General features: G+C 72.3%; 11 protein-coding genes and 3 pseudogenes. 6 read left to right on the forward strand and 8 right to left on the reverse strand.

Annotation, left to right across the window (positions count from 1 at the left end; all coding sequences use genetic code 11):
- The 4 genes and pseudogenes from V7793_RS17715 to V7793_RS17730 form a co-directional block, all read left to right on the forward strand.
- Window positions 1–393 (forward strand): annotated as a pseudogene (locus V7793_RS17715) (alpha/beta fold hydrolase); the annotation flags it as partial.
- Window positions 394–619: 226 nt separating this feature from the next.
- Window positions 620–2,005, forward strand: coding sequence for a cytochrome P450 (locus V7793_RS17720; protein WP_336007604.1), 1,386 nt, complete (start codon window positions 620–622; stop codon window positions 2,003–2,005).
- A 157-nt stretch (window positions 2,006–2,162) separates the two neighbouring features.
- Window positions 2,163–3,524 (forward strand): type I glutamate--ammonia ligase, encoded by a 1,362-nt coding sequence (glnA, locus tag V7793_RS17725; protein ID WP_168092976.1) that lies wholly within the window; start codon window positions 2,163–2,165, stop codon window positions 3,522–3,524.
- An 80-nt stretch (window positions 3,525–3,604) separates the two neighbouring features.
- Window positions 3,605–6,670: a bifunctional [glutamine synthetase] adenylyltransferase/[glutamine synthetase]-adenylyl-L-tyrosine phosphorylase gene (locus tag V7793_RS17730; RefSeq protein ID WP_336007607.1), complete on the forward strand. Its 3,066-nt coding sequence runs from the start codon at window positions 3,605–3,607 to the stop codon at window positions 6,668–6,670.
- 40 nt (window positions 6,671–6,710) lie between these two features.
- On the opposite strand, the gene V7793_RS17735 is transcribed toward V7793_RS17730, so the two are convergent.
- The 6 genes from V7793_RS17735 to V7793_RS17760 form a co-directional block, all read right to left on the reverse strand.
- A complete protein-coding gene (locus V7793_RS17735) occupies window positions 6,711–7,559 on the reverse strand; it encodes a phosphatase PAP2 family protein (protein WP_336007609.1) in 849 nt (282 codons plus the stop codon).
- A 36-nt stretch (window positions 7,560–7,595) separates the two neighbouring features.
- Complete coding sequence (locus V7793_RS17740; protein ID WP_058044710.1) at window positions 7,596–8,648, reverse strand: LacI family DNA-binding transcriptional regulator; 1,053 nt, start codon at window positions 8,646–8,648, stop codon at window positions 7,596–7,598.
- A gap of 25 nt (window positions 8,649–8,673) precedes the next feature.
- Entirely contained in the window at window positions 8,674–10,311 is a 1,638-nt protein-coding gene (locus tag V7793_RS17745; RefSeq protein WP_336007612.1) for a glycoside hydrolase family 13 protein, read from the reverse strand.
- Window positions 10,312–10,413: 102 nt separating this feature from the next.
- The gene (locus V7793_RS17750; RefSeq protein ID WP_336007614.1) at window positions 10,414–11,280 is read right to left on the reverse strand and encodes a sugar ABC transporter permease; all 867 of its coding nucleotides are present in this window, start codon (window positions 11,278–11,280) and stop codon (window positions 10,414–10,416) included.
- Entirely contained in the window at window positions 11,277–12,218 is a 942-nt protein-coding gene (locus tag V7793_RS17755) for a carbohydrate ABC transporter permease (RefSeq protein ID WP_336007616.1), read from the reverse strand. The genes V7793_RS17750 and V7793_RS17755 overlap by 4 nt, the downstream gene beginning before the upstream one ends.
- A 6-nt stretch (window positions 12,219–12,224) precedes the next feature.
- Window positions 12,225–13,526 carry an extracellular solute-binding protein gene (locus V7793_RS17760; RefSeq protein WP_336007617.1) on the reverse strand — a complete coding sequence of 434 codons (1,302 nt, stop codon included), beginning with the start codon at window positions 13,524–13,526 and terminating at the stop codon, window positions 12,225–12,227.
- A 259-nt stretch (window positions 13,527–13,785) separates the two neighbouring features.
- Between V7793_RS17760 and V7793_RS17765 the strand changes: the two genes are divergently transcribed.
- On the forward strand, window positions 13,786–15,168 hold the full coding sequence (locus V7793_RS17765) for an alpha-amylase (protein ID WP_443057935.1): 1,383 nt from the start codon (window positions 13,786–13,788) through the stop codon (window positions 15,166–15,168).
- Between the two features lie 274 nt (window positions 15,169–15,442).
- Window positions 15,443–17,926 (forward strand): annotated as a pseudogene (gene pulA, locus V7793_RS17770) (pullulanase-type alpha-1,6-glucosidase); the annotation flags it as partial.
- Between the two features lie 4 nt (window positions 17,927–17,930).
- Here the strand turns inward: pulA and V7793_RS17775 are convergent.
- Complete coding sequence (locus tag V7793_RS17775) at window positions 17,931–18,635, reverse strand: TetR/AcrR family transcriptional regulator (RefSeq protein WP_336007621.1); 705 nt, start codon at window positions 18,633–18,635, stop codon at window positions 17,931–17,933.
- 84 nt (window positions 18,636–18,719) lie between these two features.
- A pseudogene (locus tag V7793_RS17780) lies at window positions 18,720–18,919 on the reverse strand (hypothetical protein); the annotation flags it as partial.

Here is an 18,919-nt window from a genome sequence, read left to right on the forward strand (position 1 = left end):
CGCCGGCTCACCGTCCGCGTCTCCTCCGTCAACCGCCAGGACCCCGCCCCTGCCGACCTGGTGCGGCGCACGTACGGCACGGGGCGGGTGGTGCGCGCCCTGCTGATGGAGAACGCCCGCTACCGCGACGTGGCCGCCGAGCTGGACGCCCTGCGCGAGAGCCGGCCCATGCCGCCCGTGCCCGTGAGCGTCCTCGCGGCCTCCCCGGGCACCGGCTCCTGGCTGGAACGCCGCTGGCTGGAGCGGCAGCGGGCGCTCGCCGAGCGCCTCGACGGCCGCTTCGAGGCGGTGGCCCCAGCGGGCCACCTGCTGATGTACGACCGCCCGCAGTCGGTGGCGACGGCGATCCTGGCGACCCCGCCGACCCGCTTCCGGCAGCCGGACCGCTCCTGACCCGCCGCGGCGGACGGACATCGGCCGGGCCGTTCCCGTCCGCCGCAGGCAAGCGGCCCCCCGCGGGTGGGGGCCGAGCGTACGGAACCGGCCCCTCCATCCCGTGTCCACCCGCCCCGCCCCCGGCGTTCAGGAGCCGTCAAACCGGAGAAAGCCGGGGTTTTAAGCCCCATCGCGGCGGAAAACCTCGTGGCGCGTTCGGTGCACCACCGATTGAGGGACCGCCATGCCCGCCACGTACGTGTCCGGAACCGCCCCCGGGGCCCTGCCGCTCGTCGGCCATGCCTGGCCGCTGATGCGCAGGCCCCTCGACTTCCTCCGTTCCCTGCCCGCGCACGGCGACCTGGTGGAGATCCGCCTGGGCTCCGTCCCGGCCTACGTCCCCTGCCATCCCGACCTCCTGCGGCAGGTGCTCTTCGACGACCGGACCTTCGACAAGGGAGGGGCGTTCTTCACCCGGTTCCGCGACGTGGTCGGCAACGGCCTGGGCAGCTGCGAGCACCGGGACCACCGCCGCCAGCGGCGGCTGGTCCAGCCGTCGTTCCACCGCACCCGCCTGGAGGGCTACGCGGAGGTGATGGCCGACGAGGCCGCCCGGCTGTCCGCGTCCTGGTCCGGCGGCCGGGTCGTCGACGTCTTCCCCGCCATGTTCGGGCTCGCCCTGCGCACCGTCACCCGCACCCTCTTCTCGGCCCACCTGGCCGAGGAGGAGGTGGCCCGCCTCCAGGACTCCTTCCGCGTCGCGCTCGGCGGGCTCTTCCGGCGGATGTTCGTGCCCGGTCCGGTCCAGCGTCTGCCCCTGCCCGCGAACCGCCGCTACGCGCGGGCCCTCGCCGACCTGCACGGCACGGTGGACCGCCTCGTCACCGCGTACCGGCGCGGCGGGCAGGACCACGGCGACCTGCTGTCCACCTTGATCGCCGCCCGGGAGGAGGGCGGCCGCGGGGGACTGACCGACGCCGAGATCCACGATCAGGTGACCACGATGGTCTTCGGCGGTTCGGAGACCGTGGCCGCGGCCCTGACCTGGTCGCTGTACGCCCTGGCCCGGCACCCGGAGGCCGCCCGGGAGCTGCACGCCGAACTCGACGCCGTCCTCGGCGACCGCGCCGTGATGCCCGCCGACCTTCCGCACCTGCCCCGCACGGGCCAGGTCGTCACCGAATCGCTGCGCCTCTACCCGCCCGCCTGGCTGTTCACCCGTGTCACGACGGCCCCGGTGGAGCTGGCCGGCCGGCGGCTGCCGCCCGGGACCACGATCGTCGTCAGCCCGCCGGTCGTCCACCACAGCCCGGCCGTGCACCTGTGCCCGGCGGAGTTCCGCCCCGCCCGCTGGCCCGCGGACCAGCCCGGGCGGCCGCCCCGCGACGGCTTCGCGATCTTCGGCGTCGGCGCCCGCAAGTGCGTCGGAGACGTCTACGCCATGACCGAGGCGACGCTCACCCTGGCCACCCTGTGCCACCGCTGGCGGATGGAGTGCGCACCCGGCACGGACACCCGTCCGCGACCCCTGGCCACGGTGCAGTACCCCCGGCGGCTGCTGATGCGGCTCTCGGAGCGCGGGCCGGACGCGGCCCGGCGGGCGGCCCGGCCGTGCGGCACCGGCGGGTGAGCAGGCACTATGGGGGTGGGGGCATCCCGGGCACCCGGACTTCGCGTTCGGACTCACGCATGCAACGCGCCCGACATCATGTGGTGGGATGCTCTATGCCCCCCGACGTGCCCCGCGGCTTGGGAAGGGGCGGCCTGACCAGCGAGGATGGGTAGCTATGGATAAGCAGCAGGAGTTCGTGCTCCGCACTCTGGAAGAGCGCGACATCCGCTTCGTGCGGCTGTGGTTCACCGACGTGCTGGGCTATCTGAAGTCCGTGGCCGTCGCCCCCGCCGAGCTGGAGCAGGCCTTCGACGAGGGCATCGGCTTCGACGGCTCCGCGATCGAGGGCTTCGCGCGCGTCTACGAGTCCGACATGATCGCCAAGCCGGATCCGGGCACCTTCCAGATCCTGCCCTGGCGCGCCGAGGCCCCCGGCACCGCCCGGATGTTCTGCGACATCCTCATGCCCGACGGCTCGCCCTCCTACGCGGACCCGCGCTACGTCCTCAAGCGCATCCTCGCCAAGACCTCCGACCTCGGCTTCACCTTCTACACCCACCCCGAGATCGAGTTCTTCCTGCTCAAGGACAAGCCGGTGGACGGCACCCGCCCGGTGCCCGCCGACTCCTCCGGCTACTTCGACCACACCCCGCAGAACGTGGGCATGGACTTCCGCCGCCAGGCGATCACCATGCTCGAATCGATGGGCATCTCGGTCGAGTTCAGCCACCACGAGGGCGCCCCCGGCCAGCAGGAGATCGACCTGCGCTACGCCGACGCGCTCTCCACCGCCGACAACATCATGACCTTCCGGCTCGTGATGAAGCAGGTCGCGCTGGAGCAGGGCGTGCAGGCCACGTTCATGCCCAAGCCGTTCTCCGAGTACCCCGGCTCGGGCATGCACACCCACCTCTCCCTCTTCGAGGGCGACCGCAACGCCTTCTACGAGTCCGGCGCCGAGTACCAGCTCTCCAAGGTCGGCCGGTCCTTCATCGCCGGCCTGCTCCGGCACGCCGCGGAGACCTCCGCCGTCACCAACCAGTGGGTCAACTCCTACAAGCGCATCTGGGGCGGCTCGAAGCGCACCGCGGGCGCCGGCGGCGAGGCCCCCTCGTACATCTGCTGGGGCCACAACAACCGCTCCGCGCTCATCCGCGTCCCCATGTACAAGCCCGGCAAGACCGGGTCGACGCGCGTGGAGGTCCGCTCCATCGACTCCGGAGCCAACCCCTACCTGACCTACGCGGTCCTGCTGGCCGCGGGCCTCAAGGGCATCGAGGAGGGCTACGAGCTCCCGGCCGGCGCCGACGACGACGTGTGGGCGCTGTCCGACTCCGAGCGCCGCGCCATGGGCATCGAGCCCCTGCCGCAGAACCTCGGCGAGGCCATCGAGCTGATGGAGCGCAGCGAACTGGTGGCCGAGACCCTCGGCGAGCACGTCTTCGACTTCTTCCTGCGCAACAAGAAGCAGGAGTGGGAGGAGTACCGCTCGGAGGTCACGGCGTTCGAGCTGCGCAAGATGCTGCCGGTGCTGTAGGCGGCGTCCGGGGCCGCGGGGCCGCGGGGCCGTGAGGTCCCGCGGCTATCATGGCCGCAGCGCGCGAGCGAGAGGTGCCGATGACACTGCCTGAAGGGCGTCGCAGCAGCTCGTACACCCGGCTGCTGAAGTACGGCTTCACCGATCCGGCGGCCGCCGAGCGGCGGCTGGAGGCTCCGGCGCTCGTGGCGAGACGCACCGACCCCGTCCTGCTCGACGCCCTCGGCGCCACCGCCGATCCCGACCTCGCGCTGCACGGCCTCGTGCGGCTCGCGGAGGCGCTGGACGCCCGCGAGGACGGCGACCGGCAGGCCCTGATGGACACGCTCGTCACCGCCAAGCCGCTGCGCGACCGGCTGCTCGGGGTCCTCGGCGCCTCCGAGGCGCTCGGCGACCACCTCGCCCGCCACCCCGGCGACTGGCACGCGCTCGTCACCTACGAGGCGGCCGATCTCAACCCCGGCGTACCGGAGTTCGAAAAGGCGCTGGCCGGTGGCGCGCGCGGCGGCCGGGAGGCCGGGCTGGACGCCGCGGACGCCCTGCGCGCCGCCTACCGCCGCTGCCTGCTGACCATCGCCGCGCGGGACGTGTGCGGCACCACCGACGTGGCGCAGACCGCCGCCGAGCTCGCGGACCTGGCCACCGTCACCCTGCGCGCCGCCCTCGGCATCGCCGCCGAGGAGCAGCCCGGGGACGCCGCGGCCTGCCGGCTCGCGGTCATCGGCATGGGCAAGTGCGGCGGCGGCGAGCTCAATTACGTCTCGGACGTGGACGTCGTCTTCGTGGCGGAGGCGAAGGAGGGGACGGCCGAGGGCCCCGCCCTGCAGGCCGCCACGCGCCTGGCCTCCCGGATGATGCGCGTCTGCTCCGACGTCACACCCGAGGGCACCATCTGGCCCGTGGACGCCAACCTGCGGCCCGAGGGCCGCAACGGCCCCCTCGTGCGCACCCTCTCCAGCCACCTCGCCTACTACCAACGCTGGGCCAAGACCTGGGAGTTCCAGGCCCTCCTCAAGGCCCGCCCGGTCGCCGGCGACCTCGCCCTGGGGCAGGCCTACGCGGACGCCGTCGCCCCCCTGGTGTGGCAGGCCGCCGAGCGCGAGAACTTCGTGTCCGACGTGCAGCAGATGCGCCGCCGCGTCATCGCCTCCATCCCCGCCGGCCAGGTCGACCGCGAGCTCAAGCTGGGCCCGGGCGGCCTGCGCGACGTCGAGTTCGCCGTGCAGCTGCTGCAGCTCGTCCACGGCCGCGGCGACGCCACGCTGCGCGCCCCCGGCACCCTCGACGCCCTGACCGCCCTGGCCGCGGGCGGCTACGTGGGCCGCTCCGACGCCGCCGCGTTCGACGCCGCCTACCGCTTCCTGCGCACGATGGAGCACCACATCCAGCTCCACCGCCTGCGCCGCACGCACCTGATGCCGGAGGCCGAGGCCGACCAGCGCCGCCTCGGCCGCTCCCTCGCCCGCGTCCTTTCGTGGCCGCCGGGCACGGAGCCGGTCGACGGTCTCGGCCGCGAGTGGAAGCGGCACGCGCGCGAGGTGCGCCGGCTGCACGAGAAGCTCTTCTACCGGCCGCTGCTGGACGCCGTCGCCCAGCTGGAGCCCGGCGAGATCCGGCTCAGCGCCAAGGAGGCGGGCAACCGCCTGCAGGCCCTCGGCTACGCCGACCCCGCCGCCGCCCTGCGCCACCTGGAGGCGCTCGCCTCGGGCGTGTCCCGCAAGGCCGCCATCCAGCGCACCCTGCTGCCCGTCCTGCTCGGCTGGTTCGCCGACTCCGCCGACCCCGACGCCGGCCTGCTCAACTTCCACAAGGTCTCCGACGCCCTCGGCCGCACCCCCTGGTACCTGCGGCTGCTGCGAGACGAGGGCGCCGCCGCCGAGAACCTCGCCCGCGTGCTCTCCGCCGGCCGCCTCGCCCCCGACCTGCTGCTGCGCGCCCCCGAGGCCGTGGCCCTGCTCGGCGACCCCGAGGGCCTGCGCCCGCGCGGCCGGGAGGCCCTCGAACAGGAGACGCTGGCCGCCGTCAACCGCTCCGGGGACGCCGAGGCCGCGATCGTCGCCGTCCGCGGGGTCCGCCGCCGCGAGCTGTTCCGCACCGCCGCCGCGGACATCATCGGGGCCTACGGGCAGCGCAACGGCTCCCAGGGCGCGGGCGCGCCCAACGGCGAGCGCGACCCCCACGTCCGGGTCGACACCGTCGGCGACGCCGTCTCCGACCTCAACGCCGCCGCCGTCGCGGGCGCCCTGCGCGCCGCGGTGCGCGCCGAGTGGGGCGACACCCTGCCGACGCGCTTCGCCGTCATCGGCATGGGCCGCTTCGGCGGCCACGAGCAGGGCTACGGCTCGGACGCCGACGTGCTCTTCGTGCACGAGCCCCGCGAGGGCGTCTCCGACGAGGAGGCGGCCAAGGCGGCCTTCGCCGTCGCGGGGGAGATGCGCCGCCTCCTCCAACTTCCCACGACCGATCCGCCCCTGCACATCGACGCGGACCTGCGCCCCGAGGGCAAGTCGGGCCCCATCGTGCGCAGCCTCGCCTCGTACGCCGCCTACTACCGGCGCTGGTCGCTGGTGTGGGAGAGCCAGGCGCTGCTGCGCGCCAAGCCGGTTGCGGGCGACGCCGAGCTGGGGCAGCGGTTCATCGACCTGATCGACCCCCTGCGCTACCCCGCCGAGGGCCTGGGCGAGGACGCCGTGCGTGAGATCCGGCGGCTCAAGGCCCGTATGGAGCGCGAGCGCCTGCCGCGCGGCGCGGACCCCACGACCCACACCAAGCTCGGGCGCGGCGGCCTGTCGGACGTGGAGTGGACCGTCCAGCTGCTGCAGCTGCGGCACGCCTGGGCCGAGCCCGGGCTGCGCACGACCCGCACCCGCAAGGCGCTCGCCGCGGCCCGCGCCGCCGAGCTGCTGAGCACGGAGGCGGCTGCCATCCTGGATGACGCGTGGGTTCTCGCGACGAGCGTGCGCAACGCGGTCATGCTCGTGCGCGGCCGGTCCGGGGACACCTTCCCCACGGAGCCGCGGGAGCTGGCGGCCGTGGGCCGCTACCTCGGCTACGAGCCGGGCCACGTGGGGGACATGCTCGACGAGTACCGGCGGACGACGCGGCGCGCCCGCGCCGTGGTGGACGAGCTGTTCTACGGGGCGTGAGCCGCGGCCCGGAGCCGCGGCCGCCGGGCCCCCGGCGAAGCTACGCCACGCGCCGTTCCAGCCGGCCGGGCGTCGCCCCGAACCATGCGAAGGAGACGGCGAAGCCGAAGGAGAGGCAGAGCAGGCCCCCCACGGCGTCGAGCCAGAAGTGGTTGGCCGTGGCCACGATGACCACCAGCGTGGCGACCGGATACAGCAGGCCGAGGACCTTCGCCCACACCGGCCGCGCCACCATGGCGATGATGACGCCGCACCAGGTGGACCAGCCGATGTGCATCGACGGCATCGCCGCGTACTGGTTGGACATGTCGGCCAGGTTGCCGGAGGCCATGGAGCCCCAGGTGTGGTGCACCACGACGGTGTCGACGAAGCTCTCGCCCAGCATCAGCCGGGGCGGGGCCAGCGGGAAGAGGTAATAGCCGAGCAACGCCACGGCCGTGGTGGCGAAGAGGACCAGCCGGGCGGCGGAATACCGGCCTGGATGCCATCGGTACAGCCACACCAGCACACCGATCGTCAGCACGAAGTGCAAGGTGGCGTAGTAGTAGTTCATGCCCACGATCAGCCACGTCACCGAATTCACCGCGTGGTTGATCGAATTCTCCACGGCGATCTGCAGTGTGTGCTCGGCCTGCCATATCCAGTCCGCATTGCGGAGGGCGGCCGTCCGCTGCTCGGGAACGGCGTTGCGCACCAGGGAGTACGTCCAGTAACTCACCGCGATCAGCAGCACCTCGAACCACAGACGCGGCCTGCGCGGAGCACGAAGCCTCCGCAGGCCGGTCCGCTGCTGAGTGGCACGATCCGCCGACGGCCTGTCCGCGCGCTCCTCGGTGGGTGGCGGGGCGGCCGTCCGGCCTTCCAGTGTCCTTGCCGTCGCTTCACCCATAGGGAAACAGTCTGCCAGAAACCGGCCTGCGGCAGATCATCCCCAAGTCTGGTCTTCGCCCGCTTTCGGCCGGGTTTCCGGGACCGATGCGGTTGAACCCCGAACCACCAGTTCGGGGAGGAAGACGAACTCGCTGTGCGGCGCCGGAGTGCCGCCGATCTCCTCCAGCAGCGCGCGCACCGCGGCCTGCCCCATCGACTGCACCGGCTGCCGGATCGTCGTCAGCGGCGGGTCCGTGAAGGCGATGAGCGGCGAGTCGTCGAAGCCCACGACCGAGACGTCGCGCGGGACCTCCAGACCGTGCTGACGGGCCGCCCGGATCACGCCCAGCGCCATCATGTCGCTCGCGCACACCACGGCCGTGCAGCCGCGCTCGATGAGCGCCGCTGCCGCCGCCTGACCGCCCTCCAGCGTGAACAGCGAGTGCTGCACCAGCTGCTCGGCCTCGGCCTCCGCCAGGCCCAGCTCCTCACGCATGCTGCGCAGGAACCCCTCGATCTTGCGCTGCACCGGCACGTACCGGCGCGGGCCCAGCGCCAGGCCGATCCGCCGGTGCCCCAGTGCGGCCAAATGGGTGACGGCCAGCCGCACCGCGGCCCGGTCGTCCGGCGAGACGAACGGCGCCCGCACCTTCGACGAGAAGCCGTTGATCAGCACGAACGGCACGCCCTGGGCCCGCAGCCGCTCGTAGCGCTGCATGTCCGCCGAGGTGTCGGCGTGCAGCCCGGAGACGAAAATGATGCCGGAGACCCCGCGGTCGACGAGCATCTCCGTGAGCTCGTCCTCCGTGGAGCCGCCGGGCGTCTGCGTGGCCAGCACCGGGGTGTAGCCCTGGCGCGTCAGGGCCTGGCCGATCACCTGCGCGAAGGCCGGGAATATGGGGTTGTCCAGCTCGGGCGTGATCAGCCCGACCAGGCCCGCGCTGCGCTGCCGCAGCCGCACGGGGCGCTCGTAGCCCAGGACGTCGAGCGCGGCCAGCACGGACTCGCGGGTGGAGGCGGCGACCCCCGGCTTCCCGTTGAGTACCCGGCTGACGGTTGCTTCGCTGACACCCGCTTGGGCTGCGATATCGGCCAGCCGTGCGGTCACAGGACTGGACCTTACCGGTCGCATTTCAGACTGCCCACCAAACACATGAATCAGAGGGGATACGGACCGTACCACCGGTGAATTCCAAGGCGGCCGTGGCCAGCACCGGGCGGCCCGGCACCGGCATCCCGACCTCCTCGTCGCGCGTGTTCAGCGTGCACACCAGGCCCGGCCGGGCGAAGGCCAGCACGCCCTCGGGCGCCTCCAGCCACGTCATCTCCCCGTCGCCCAGCCCCGGCAGCTCGTGGCGCAGGGCCAGAGCCGAGCGGTAGAGCTCCAGCGTCGAGCGCGGGTCCCCGGACTGCGCCGCCACCGACAGCTCCGCCCACTGCTCCGGCTGCGGCAGCCAGCTGCCGCCCGGCCCGAAGCCGTACGGCGCGGCCCCGCCCGACCACGGGATCGGCACCCGGCAGCCGTCGCGCGTGCCGTCCTGCCCGTCGCCGCGGAAGAACGCCGGGTCCTGGCGCACCTCGTCCGGCAGGTCCACGACCTCCGGCAGGCCCAGCTCCTCGCCCTGGTAGACGTACGCCGAGCCCGGCAGGGCCAGCATCAGCAGCGCGGCCGCCCGCGCCCGCGCGAGTCCCCGCTCCCCGCCGCCGTAGCGCGTGGTGTGCCGCACCACGTCGTGGTTGGAGAGCACCCAGGTCGTGGGCGCGCCCACCGAGCGGGTCGCCGCCAGCGAGTCGTCGATCACCGTGCGCATCGCGCCGGCGCCCCAGTCGCAGGTCAGGAACTGGAAGTTGAACGCCTGGTGCAGCTCGTCCGGGCGCACGTACAGCGCGAGCCGCTCCGAGGTCGGCGCCCACGCCTCCGCCACGCCGATCCGCTCGCCCGGGTAGGAGTCCAGCAGCCGCCGCCAGGCGCGGTGGATCTCGTGCACCCCGTCCTGGTCGAAGAACGGCAGCACCTGGGCCCCGATGAGCTTCGCCTGCTCGCTCAGCCCGATGTCCGGCAGCCCCGGCGCCTTGACCATGCCGTGCGCGACGTCGATGCGGAAGCCGTCCACGCCCAGGTCCAGCCAGAACCGCAGCACGGACTCGAACTCCTCGCGGACCTCCCGGTCGTCCCAGTTGAGGTCGGGCTGCTCCGGCGCGAACAGGTGCAGATACCACTCGCCGGGCGTGCCGTCCGGGCGCGCCGTGCGCGTCCACGCCGGGCCGCCGAAGACCGACTCCCAGTCGTTGGGCGGCAGTTCCCCGGACGCGCCGCGGCCCGGCCGGAAGTGGTAGCGCTCCCGCGCCGGACCGCCCTCTCTGTCGGCGAGGGCCGCCCGGAACCAGGCGTGCTGGTCGGAGGTGTGGTTGGGCACGATGTCGACGATCACCCGCAGGCCCAGCCGGTGCGCCTCCCGCACCAGGTCGTCCGCGTCGGACAGGTCCCCGAACAGCGGGTCCACGGCCCGGTAGTCCGCGACGTCGTAGCCGCCGTCCGCCTGCGGCGAGGCGTAGAACGGCGTGAGCCACACCGCGTCCACGCCCAGCTCGGCCAGGTACGGCAGGCGGTCGCGGATCCCTCGCAGGTCGCCGATGCCGTCGCCGTCGCTGTCGGCGAACGAGCGCACGTACACCTGGTAGATGACGGCGCTGCGCCACCATCCCTCGGATACGGCCTCGGACGGGGCGGCGGCGGCCGGGCGGACGGAGGGCGCGAGGTCCTGGGTCATGTACGTCCTATCGATTCGGTTGCGGAGGCGGAAGCGGGGGATCCAGGGGATCCCCAGGGGTCAACGACGGCGGGCGGACAAGGTCAGCGGGTGCCGGTGGGGTCAGCCCTTGGTGCCGCCCGCGGTCAGGCCGGCCACCAGGTGCCGCTGGGCGACGAAGAACACCAGGGCCGCCGGGACGGTGATCAGCACGGCCGCGGCCGCCATCAGGCCCCACTCGGCCTTCTGCTGGCCGACGAACGTCTGCAGGCCCACGGCGAGGGTGTAGTGCTCCTCGCTGCTCATGAACTGGGTGGCGAAGGCGACCTCGCCCCAGGCGGTGATGAAGGAGTAGAAGCCGGTCACGGCCAGGCCCGGGCGGGCGAGCGGCACGATGAGCCGCCAGAACGTCCCGAAGGGGGTCAGCCCGTCCACCCGCCCCGCCTCGTCGATCTCGACGGGGACGGTGTCGAAGTACCCCTTGAGCATCCACGCGCAGAACGGCACGGAGATCGAGCAGTACGTCACGATCAGCCCGGTGTAGGAGTCCAGGAGTTCCAGCTCACCGAGAATGTTGTACAGCGGCACGATCAGCACCGCCATCGGGAACATCTGAACGACCAGGAAGGTCCACATCAGCGGCCGGTGACCGGGGAAGCGCATCCGCGAGACGGCGTAGCCGGCGGTCGCCGCGATGAGCACGCCGAGGACGGTCGCCCCCAGCGCCACGATCACCGAATTGCCGAACCACGTCAGGAACTTCGTCCCGCCGAGGATGTGGCTGTAGTTGGAGGCGTCGAAGCCCACGAACCGCGTGGGCTCCTGCCAGCCGTCGCGCCCCCGCAGCGAGACGAAGACGATGAAGGCGACCGGGAAGACCGACACCAGGCTCGCTGCGGCCAGCGCCGTGTGCAGCGCAGCCGACGCCGTGCGCGAGCGCTGCTCGCGCGGGCGGTGCCGGAGGGGGCGTACGGGCTGGGCGGTGCTCATCGCACGGCCTCCTGTCGGGTGAGCATCCGGCGGTAGAAGACGGCGAAGACCAGCAGCAGCGAGAGGATGAGGATGCCGTACGTGGCCGAGCCCGCGTAGTCGCGGACGCCCTGGAAGGCGAGCCGGTAGGCGTGCGTCACGAGGATCTCGCTCTCGGAGCTCGCGCCCTGCCCGATCAGCAGGTAGATGACCTGGAACATATTGAACGTCCAGATCACGCCGAGCAGGATCACCGTCCCGCTCACGGTCTTCAGCCCCGGCATCGTCACGTGCCGGAACCGCTGCCAGGGGGTGGCGCCGTCCATCTCCGCGGCCTCGTGCAGCTCCCGCGGGATGGACTGCAGCCCGCCCAGGATCGCGACCATCATGAACGGCACGCCCAGCCAGACGTTCACCGCCACCGCCGACACCTTCTGCAGCGTCGCGTCGCCCAGCCAGTCCACCGGGTCCATGCCCAGCTTCGTCAGGAAGGCGTTGAGCACGCCGTACTTCTCGTTGAACATCAGCCGCCAGGAGAAGGTGGCGACGAAGGCCGGCACCGCCCACGGCAGGATCAGCAGCACCCGGTACAGCGCGCGGAACCGCATCGGCCGGTTGAGCAGGAGGGCGAGCCCGAGGCCGAGCGTGTAGTGCAGGAACACGCACGACGCGGTCCACACCACCGTCCAGCCGAGGCGGGAGTAGAAGTGTCCCTCCTGCCCGGAGAGCACCTTCCAGTAGTTGTCCAGGCCGACCGACTTGTAGGTCGCCTCGATGTGGTTGACCCCGATGGTGCGCGCGACGTTCGCCTCGTTGGCGTCGGTGAAGGACAGGTAGATGCCCTTGCCCAGCGGGTAGCCGACGAGGACCGCGAGGACGATGACGACGGGCAGCACCATCGCCCACGCGTACCAGTGGGTGCCGAAGGAGCGCCGGACCCTGGTGACGACAGTGGCCATCAGGCCCTACTCCTCGATGCCGTAGTCCTTGAGGAGCGCGGACTGCCAGGCCTTGGCCGTGGCGTCCAGCCCTTCCTTCGGCTCCTCCTTGAGCGTGAGGATCTTCGTGTAGTGCTGGAGCCAGTCCGTGAACAGGTCGCCGCCCTGCGGGATCGCGGGCCGCGGGTGGGCCTTCGACAGCGCCTGGTGGTACGCGCTGCGCACCGGGTCGGCCAGGACGTCCTTGGTGTAGGCGGACTTGCGCGTCGGCAGTACGCCCACGCCCGTCGAGGCCTGCTCCTGCTGCGCAGCGTCGGTCATGAAGCGCGTGAAGAGGTAGGAGGCGTCGAAGTTCTTCGAGCCGGCGTAGACCACCAGGTTGTGGCCGCCGACCGGCGCGCCCGCGGTGCCCGTGGAACCGGCCGGGACGGCCGAGATGCCCAGGTTGTCCTTGGACTTGTACGCGTCGCCGCCGAAGATCTCCTTGGTCGCCCAGGGGCCGTCGAGCAGCATCGCCAGCTTGCCGTTCTTGAAGTCCGTCTTGAGGGCGTTGTAGCCGTCGGTGCCGGCCGGCTTGGGCGCGGCGCCGGACTTCACCAGGTCGACGGCCGTCTCGATGCCCTTGCGGGACGCGGCCGAGGAGATGGTGATCTTCTTCTTGGCGACGTCGACCATGTCGCTCTTCTCGCCGTAGAGGAAGGGCAGCGAGTAGTAGCTGTCGGGGCTGAGGCCGATGCCCTCCGCGCCCGTCTTCTCCTTGATCTTCAGGGCGGCGTCCTTGACCTCCTGCCAGGTGGCCGGGGGCTTGTCGACGCCCGCCTTCCGGAACAGCTCCTTGTTGTAGAGCAGCCCGAGGGTGTCGGTGACCTGCGGGACGCCGTACGTCTTGCCCTGGTACGCCGCGTTCTTCAGCGGACCTTCGAGGAAGTCCTCGGGCTTGTCGAGCGCCGGCGTGCCGGAGAGGTCCTTGAGGTAGCCGAGCTGGGCGAAGCCGGGCGTCCAGCCGACGTCGGAGCGCAGCACGTCCGGGGCGCCCTTGCCGGTGGCGGCGGCGGTCTTGAACTTCTGCTGGGCCTGGTCGAACGGCACGTTGACGTACTCGACCTTGATCTTGGGGTACTTCTGCTCGAACGCCGAGACCAGCTTCTTGAACACGGGCGCCTCGTTGGTGGCGTCCGAGGTGTCCCACCAGGTCACGGTGCCGGTCACGCTGCCCGGGTCGCTGGCCGCCTTGGCGCCGTCGTTCCCGCCCCCGCCGTCACCGCCGCACGCGGTCGCGGTGAGTGCCAGCACACCGACGACGGCAGCGACCGATATGCCTCTTCGCATATGGATCTCCTCATGAAGGAGGCCGACCGTCGCGGGCGGCCCCGAGCTGTGGAGGAACGTAACAGGCTGCAATCTCTTGCGAAAGGGTTTGCAAGAACGAAACGGCGAGATTTCTCGGTGGTAACCGTCTCGTGTCCTAGGGGTTGACCGGCCGTTACCCGGCTCGTACGGTCTCGTGCGCAGCAGGTTCCGGTTGGCTTGCGAACGGCTTGCGCAAGAACCTTCATTGCTGCACATCCCCCACCCCCAGGAGCTCCGCATGTCTGCGACAGCCCGAAGGACCCTTTCTGCGGCTTTTGCCCTGGCAGCTGCCGTCACGGTCTGTGCCCCCCGGGCGGAGGCCGCCGCGCCCGGCGGCAAGGACGTCACGGCCGTCCTCTTCGAGTGGAAGTACGACGCGGTCGCGAAGGAGTGCAAGGACGCCCTCGGCCCGGCCGGTTACGGCTACGTCCAGGTCTCCCCGCCGCAGGAACACGTGCAGGGGCCGCAGTGGTGGACCTCGTACCAGCCGGTGAGCTACGCGATCGCGGGCCGGCTGGGGGACAGGTCCGCCTTCGTGAACATGGTGAATTCCTGCCATGACGCGGGCGTCAAGGTCGTCGTCGACGCCGTCGTCAACCACATGTCCGCCGGATCCGGCACCGGAACCGGCGGCTCCGTGTATACGAAGTACGACTACCCCGGCACGTACCAGCGCCAGGACATGGACGACTGCACCGGCGTCGTCAGCGACTACCGCGACCGCCGCAACGTCCAGGACTGCGAACTCGTCGGCCTCGCCGACCTGGACACGGGCGAGGAGCACGTGCGCGGGCGCATCGCCCGGTACCTGAACGACCTGCTGTCGCTCGGCGCCGACGGCTTCCGCATCGACGCCGCCAAGCACATCCCCGCAGCCGACCTCGCGGCCATCAAGTCCCGGCTGAGCCGGAGCGGCGTCCACTGGAAGCAGGAGACCATCCACGGCGAGGGCGAGGCCGTCCGGCCCGAGGAGTACCTCGGCACCGGCGACGTCCAGGAGTTCCGCTACGCGCGCGACCTCAAGCGGGTCTTCCGGCACGAACGGCTGGCCTACCTCAAGAACTACGGCGAAGGCTGGGGCTACCTCCCCGGCGGCCAGGCGTCCGTCTTCGTCGACAACCACGACACCGAACGCGGCGGCGACACCCTCAGCTACAAGGACGGCGCCGACTACACCCTCGCCGGCGTCTTCATGCTCGCCTGGCCCTACGGCTCGCCCGACGTCCACTCCGGCTACGAATTCACCGACCGCGACGCGGGACCGCCGAACGGCGGTGCGGTGGGGGCTTGCTGGCAGGACGGCTGGAAGTGCCAGCACAAGTGGCCGGAGATCCGGAGCATGGTGGGGTTCCGCAATGCGGTGCGGGGCGCGGCGGTCGGCCACTGGTGGGACAACGGCTACCAGGCCGTCGCCTTCGGGCGCGGCGACAAGGGCTATGTGGTGGTCAACCACGAGAAGTCCGCGCTGACGCGCACCTTCGAGACCGGCCTGCCGGGCGGCGACTACTGCGACGTGCAGAGCCGGCGACGGGTGACGGTGGGCTCCGACGGCCGCTTCACGGCCACGGTGGCGTCCAACACGGCGCTGGCGTTGCATGTCGGGGCGCGTGCGTGCGGTTGATTTTTCCCCTACCCGCCCCTTCCCGTAACTGGGGCAAGCCCCCAGACCCCCACAATCCAGCCCGGCCGGCGTTTGAGGCCAACGGGGTCCGGGGCGGAGCCCCGGTTACGGGAAGTGGGGGTGCCCCCTCTGGGGGAGGGTCAGGGGAGAGCTCTGTCTTTGACCTCAGCCAAAGGAGCAGCTTTCCGTGAAACGCCTAGCCGCACTCGTGGCGGCCGCCATCGCCCTCCCCCTGGCCGGGTCCGGCGTCGCCCACGCCGAACCCCCGCCCCCCGCGGGGGCAAAGGTCCAGTGGATCGACCGCACCACGGTCGCATGGCCCAAGGGCCTGGGAGACCCGTCCCGCCCCCACCACCTCGTCCACGACAGAGGCCGCTTCGAGCTGACGGCAACCCCCGGCGGCCTCACCCCCGCCCAACGCACGAAGTACCCCCACCTCGCCGGATACGACGCCTACCGCGTCAGCGCGACCCCCGGTCAGGAGCGGGCCGCGCTCAAGGGCGCCCTCACGGCCGTCGCCGGTGACGTCGCCACCGGCGTCCAGATACCCGGCGTGCTCGACGACCTGTACGCGTCCGCCGCCGGCAAGGCGGCCCTCGGCCCGTCCTTCCGCGACGGCCGCCCCACGCTCTCCGTCTGGGCCCCGACGGCCCGCCGGGTGGCGCTCGAACTCGACGGCCGCACCGTGCCGATGCACCGCGACGACGCGAGCGGCGTCTGGAGTGCGACGGGCAGCCGCGACTGGACCGGCAAGCCGTACCGCTACGCCGTCACCGTCCACGCCCCGGCCGCCGGCAAGGTGGTCACCAACCGCGTCACGGACCCGTACTCCACCGCTCTGACCGCGGACTCGGCCCGCAGCCTCGTCACCGACCTCGCGGACCCGGCCCTGGCCCCGGCGGGCTGGCGCGGCCTCCGCAAGCCGGAGGCCGTTCCGCTGCGCGACGCGCAGATCCAGGAACTGCACATCCGGGACTTCTCCCCGAAGGGCGGCTACCTCGCCTTCACCGACCGTTCCTCGCCCGGCATGCGGCACTTGACGTCGCTCGCCGGCGCCGGCACCTCCTACGTCCATCTCCTCCCGGCCTTCGACTTCGCGACCGTCCCCGAGCGGCGCGCCGACCAGGCGACCCCGCCCTGCGACCTCGCCGCGCTCCCCGCCGACTCCGACCGCCAGCAGGACTGCACCGGCAAGGCCGCCGCGCGCGACGCGTACAACTGGGGCTACGACCCGCTGCACTACACCGTCCCCGAGGGCTCCTACGCCTCCGACCCGGACGGCCCCGGCCGCACCCTCGAATTCCGGCGGATGGTCCAGGGGCTGGCCGGTGCCGGGCTGCGCACCGTCATGGACGTCGTCTACAACCACACCGCCGCCTCCGGCCAGGACGACAAGTCCGTCCTCGACCGCATCGTGCCCGGCTACTACCAGCGCCTCCTGGACGACGGCGGCGTCGCGACCTCCACCTGCTGCGCGGGCACGGCCCCCGAGCACGCCATGATGGGCAAGCTGGTCGTGGACTCCGTGGTCACGTGGGCGAAGGAGTACAAGGTCGACGGCTTCCGGTTCGACCTCATGGGCCACCACCCCAAGGCGAACATCCTGGCCGTGCGCAAGGCCCTCGACGCCCTGACCCCGGCGCGGGACGGCGTCGACGGCAAGTCCGTGATCCTCTACGGCGAGGGCTGGAACTTCGGCGAGGCCGCGAACGACGCGCGCTTCGTCCAGGCCACGCAGCAGAACATGGCCGGCACGGGCATCGCCACCTTCTCCGACCGGGCCCGCGACGCCGTCCGCGGCGGTGGCCCCTTCGACGCCGACCCCCGCGTCCAGGGCTTCGCCTCCGGGCTGTTCACCGACCCCAACGGCGCCCCGCAGGGCACCCCTGCGGAGCAGCGCGCCCGGCTCCTGCACGCGCAGGACCTCATCAAGGTCGGTCTGACGGGCAACCTCGCCGGCTACCGCTTCACCGACTCCGCCGGCCGCAGCGTCCGCGGCGCCGACGTCGACTACAACGGCTCGCCGGCCGGCTACGCCGCCGCCCCCGGGGACGCCCTCGCCTACGCCGACGCCCACGACAACGAAACCCTCTACGACGCGCTCGCCTTCAAACTCCCGCAGGGCTCGTCGCCCGCCGACCGGGCCCGCATGCAGGTCCTCGCGATGGCCTCGGCGGCGCTGTCCCAGGGCCCGGCGCTCTCCCAGGCCGGTACGGACCGGCTGCGCTCGAAGTCGCTGGACCGCAACTCCTACGACAGCGGCGACTGGTTCAACGCGATCCACTGGGACTGCGCCGCCGGCAACGGCTTCGGCCGCGGCCTGCCCCCGGCACGCGACAACGCCTCCAAGTGGGACTACGCCCGGCCGCTCCTCGCCGACCCGGCGCTGAAGGCCGGCTGCGGCCCGGTCGAGGCGGCCTCCGCCGCCTACCGCGACCTGCTGCGGATCCGTACGACCGAGAAGGTCTTCGGCCTGGCGACCGCCGGGGCCGTCCAGGAGGCCCTGTCCTTCCCGCTGTCCGGCCCGGACGAGACGCCCGGCGTGGTCACGATGCGCCTGGGCGGCCTGGTCGTCGTCCTCAACGCCACTCCGCAGCGGCAGGACCAGCGCATCGCGGCCCTCGCCGGCCGGCCCTGCGCCCTGCACCCGGTGCAGGCGGGCGGGGCGGACGAGGCCGTCAAGGCCGCTGTCTGCGCACCCGCGACGGGCACCTTCACCGTCCCGGCCCGGACCGCCGCCGTCTTCAGGGCCGGCTAGCGGGTCAGGACGGCTGGGGCTGGGGCGCCACTCCGCCGAGCCGGTTCACGAGGTCGGAGAACGGCCCGTGGACCGGCTCGTCCTCCAGGATGCGGTGCAGGACGGCCGCCATGTCGTCGTCGTGGGCGGCGCTGACGGCCGCGAGCGCCGCGAAGGCGTGGACGAGCTGCAGCTCCAGCTCGCCGCGCGGGATGCGGCGGCCGTCGAGCCAGAGCAGGGCCGTGGTCTCGGTGAGCGAGATCCAGGACCGCAGGGCGAGGTCCAGGCGCGGTCCGGGGGCGGGTATGCCCAGGTGGCCGAGCAGCTGGGCGTACGCGGCCCGCCGCACCCCGTCGATCATGGCGCACGTCCTGCCGGACCCCGCCGCGGGGCCGCCGCGCATGAGGGCGGCGAAGCCATTGCCGTGCTCCTCCACGTAGTCGAAGAAGCGGCCCATCACCCGCAGCAGGCGGGCGCCGAGGGGGCCTTCGCGGGGCTCTTCGAAGAGGGCCGACAGCTCCTGCGCGGCGCGGCCGAGCGCTGCCTCGTAGAGGCTCTGCTTCCCGGGGAAGTAGTGATAGACGAGCGGCCGGGAGATCCCGGCCGCGGCTGCTATCTCGTCGATGGAGACGTCGTCCGGGGAACGGTGACCGAACAGCTCGAGCGCGACCGAGATCAGCTGCTCACGGCGCTGCTCGACACCCATCCTGCGACGTATCCCGGTCTTCATGGCGGTCATCTTAGGGCAGACCGGAAACCGTCATTCGCCCCTGGTTTCCGGTCTGCTGACTGTATTTCAGCTGCTGGAGCGCTGCTATCGCAGAGTGGAAATCCGCCGTCCGTCGGCGAGGTGCGCGCTCAGCTCGGCCTGGGCGCCGGCCCTGGCCGGAACCGCCAGCCGGTCGCCGGGGGCGCTGCCGCGGACCCCGCCCGAGGCCGTGACCGACCGGACGTCGCCGCCGCCCGCTGCTGCCAGGGCGTACCACGTGCCGGCGGCCGACTTCCACAGGACGC

The sequence above is a fragment of the Streptomyces sp. KLMMK genome (assembly GCF_036961605.1).
Taxonomy (GTDB): domain Bacteria; phylum Actinomycetota; class Actinomycetes; order Streptomycetales; family Streptomycetaceae; genus Streptomyces; species Streptomyces telluris.

Excerpts from the sequence above, each read along its gene's own strand:
- V7793_RS17720 (WP_336007604.1), top strand. The coding sequence starts at position 620 with ATGCCCGCCACGTACGTGTCCGGAACCGCCCCCGGGGCCCTGCCGCTC.
- V7793_RS17755 (WP_336007616.1), bottom strand. The coding sequence starts at position 12,218 with ATGGCCACTGTCGTCACCAGGGTCCGGCGCTCCTTCGGCACCCACTGG.
- V7793_RS17760 (WP_336007617.1), bottom strand. The coding sequence starts at position 13,526 with ATGCGAAGAGGCATATCGGTCGCTGCCGTCGTCGGTGTGCTGGCACTC.
- V7793_RS17750 (WP_336007614.1), bottom strand. The coding sequence starts at position 11,280 with ATGAGCACCGCCCAGCCCGTACGCCCCCTCCGGCACCGCCCGCGCGAG.
- V7793_RS17735 (WP_336007609.1), bottom strand. The coding sequence starts at position 7,559 with ATGGGTGAAGCGACGGCAAGGACACTGGAAGGCCGGACGGCCGCCCCG.
- glnA (WP_168092976.1), top strand. The coding sequence starts at position 2,163 with ATGGATAAGCAGCAGGAGTTCGTGCTCCGCACTCTGGAAGAGCGCGAC.
- V7793_RS17765 (WP_443057935.1), top strand. The coding sequence starts at position 13,786 with ATGTCTGCGACAGCCCGAAGGACCCTTTCTGCGGCTTTTGCCCTGGCA.
- V7793_RS17730 (WP_336007607.1), top strand. The coding sequence starts at position 3,605 with ATGACACTGCCTGAAGGGCGTCGCAGCAGCTCGTACACCCGGCTGCTG.
- V7793_RS17775 (WP_336007621.1), bottom strand. The coding sequence starts at position 18,635 with ATGAAGACCGGGATACGTCGCAGGATGGGTGTCGAGCAGCGCCGTGAG.
- V7793_RS17745 (WP_336007612.1), bottom strand. The coding sequence starts at position 10,311 with ATGACCCAGGACCTCGCGCCCTCCGTCCGCCCGGCCGCCGCCGCCCCG.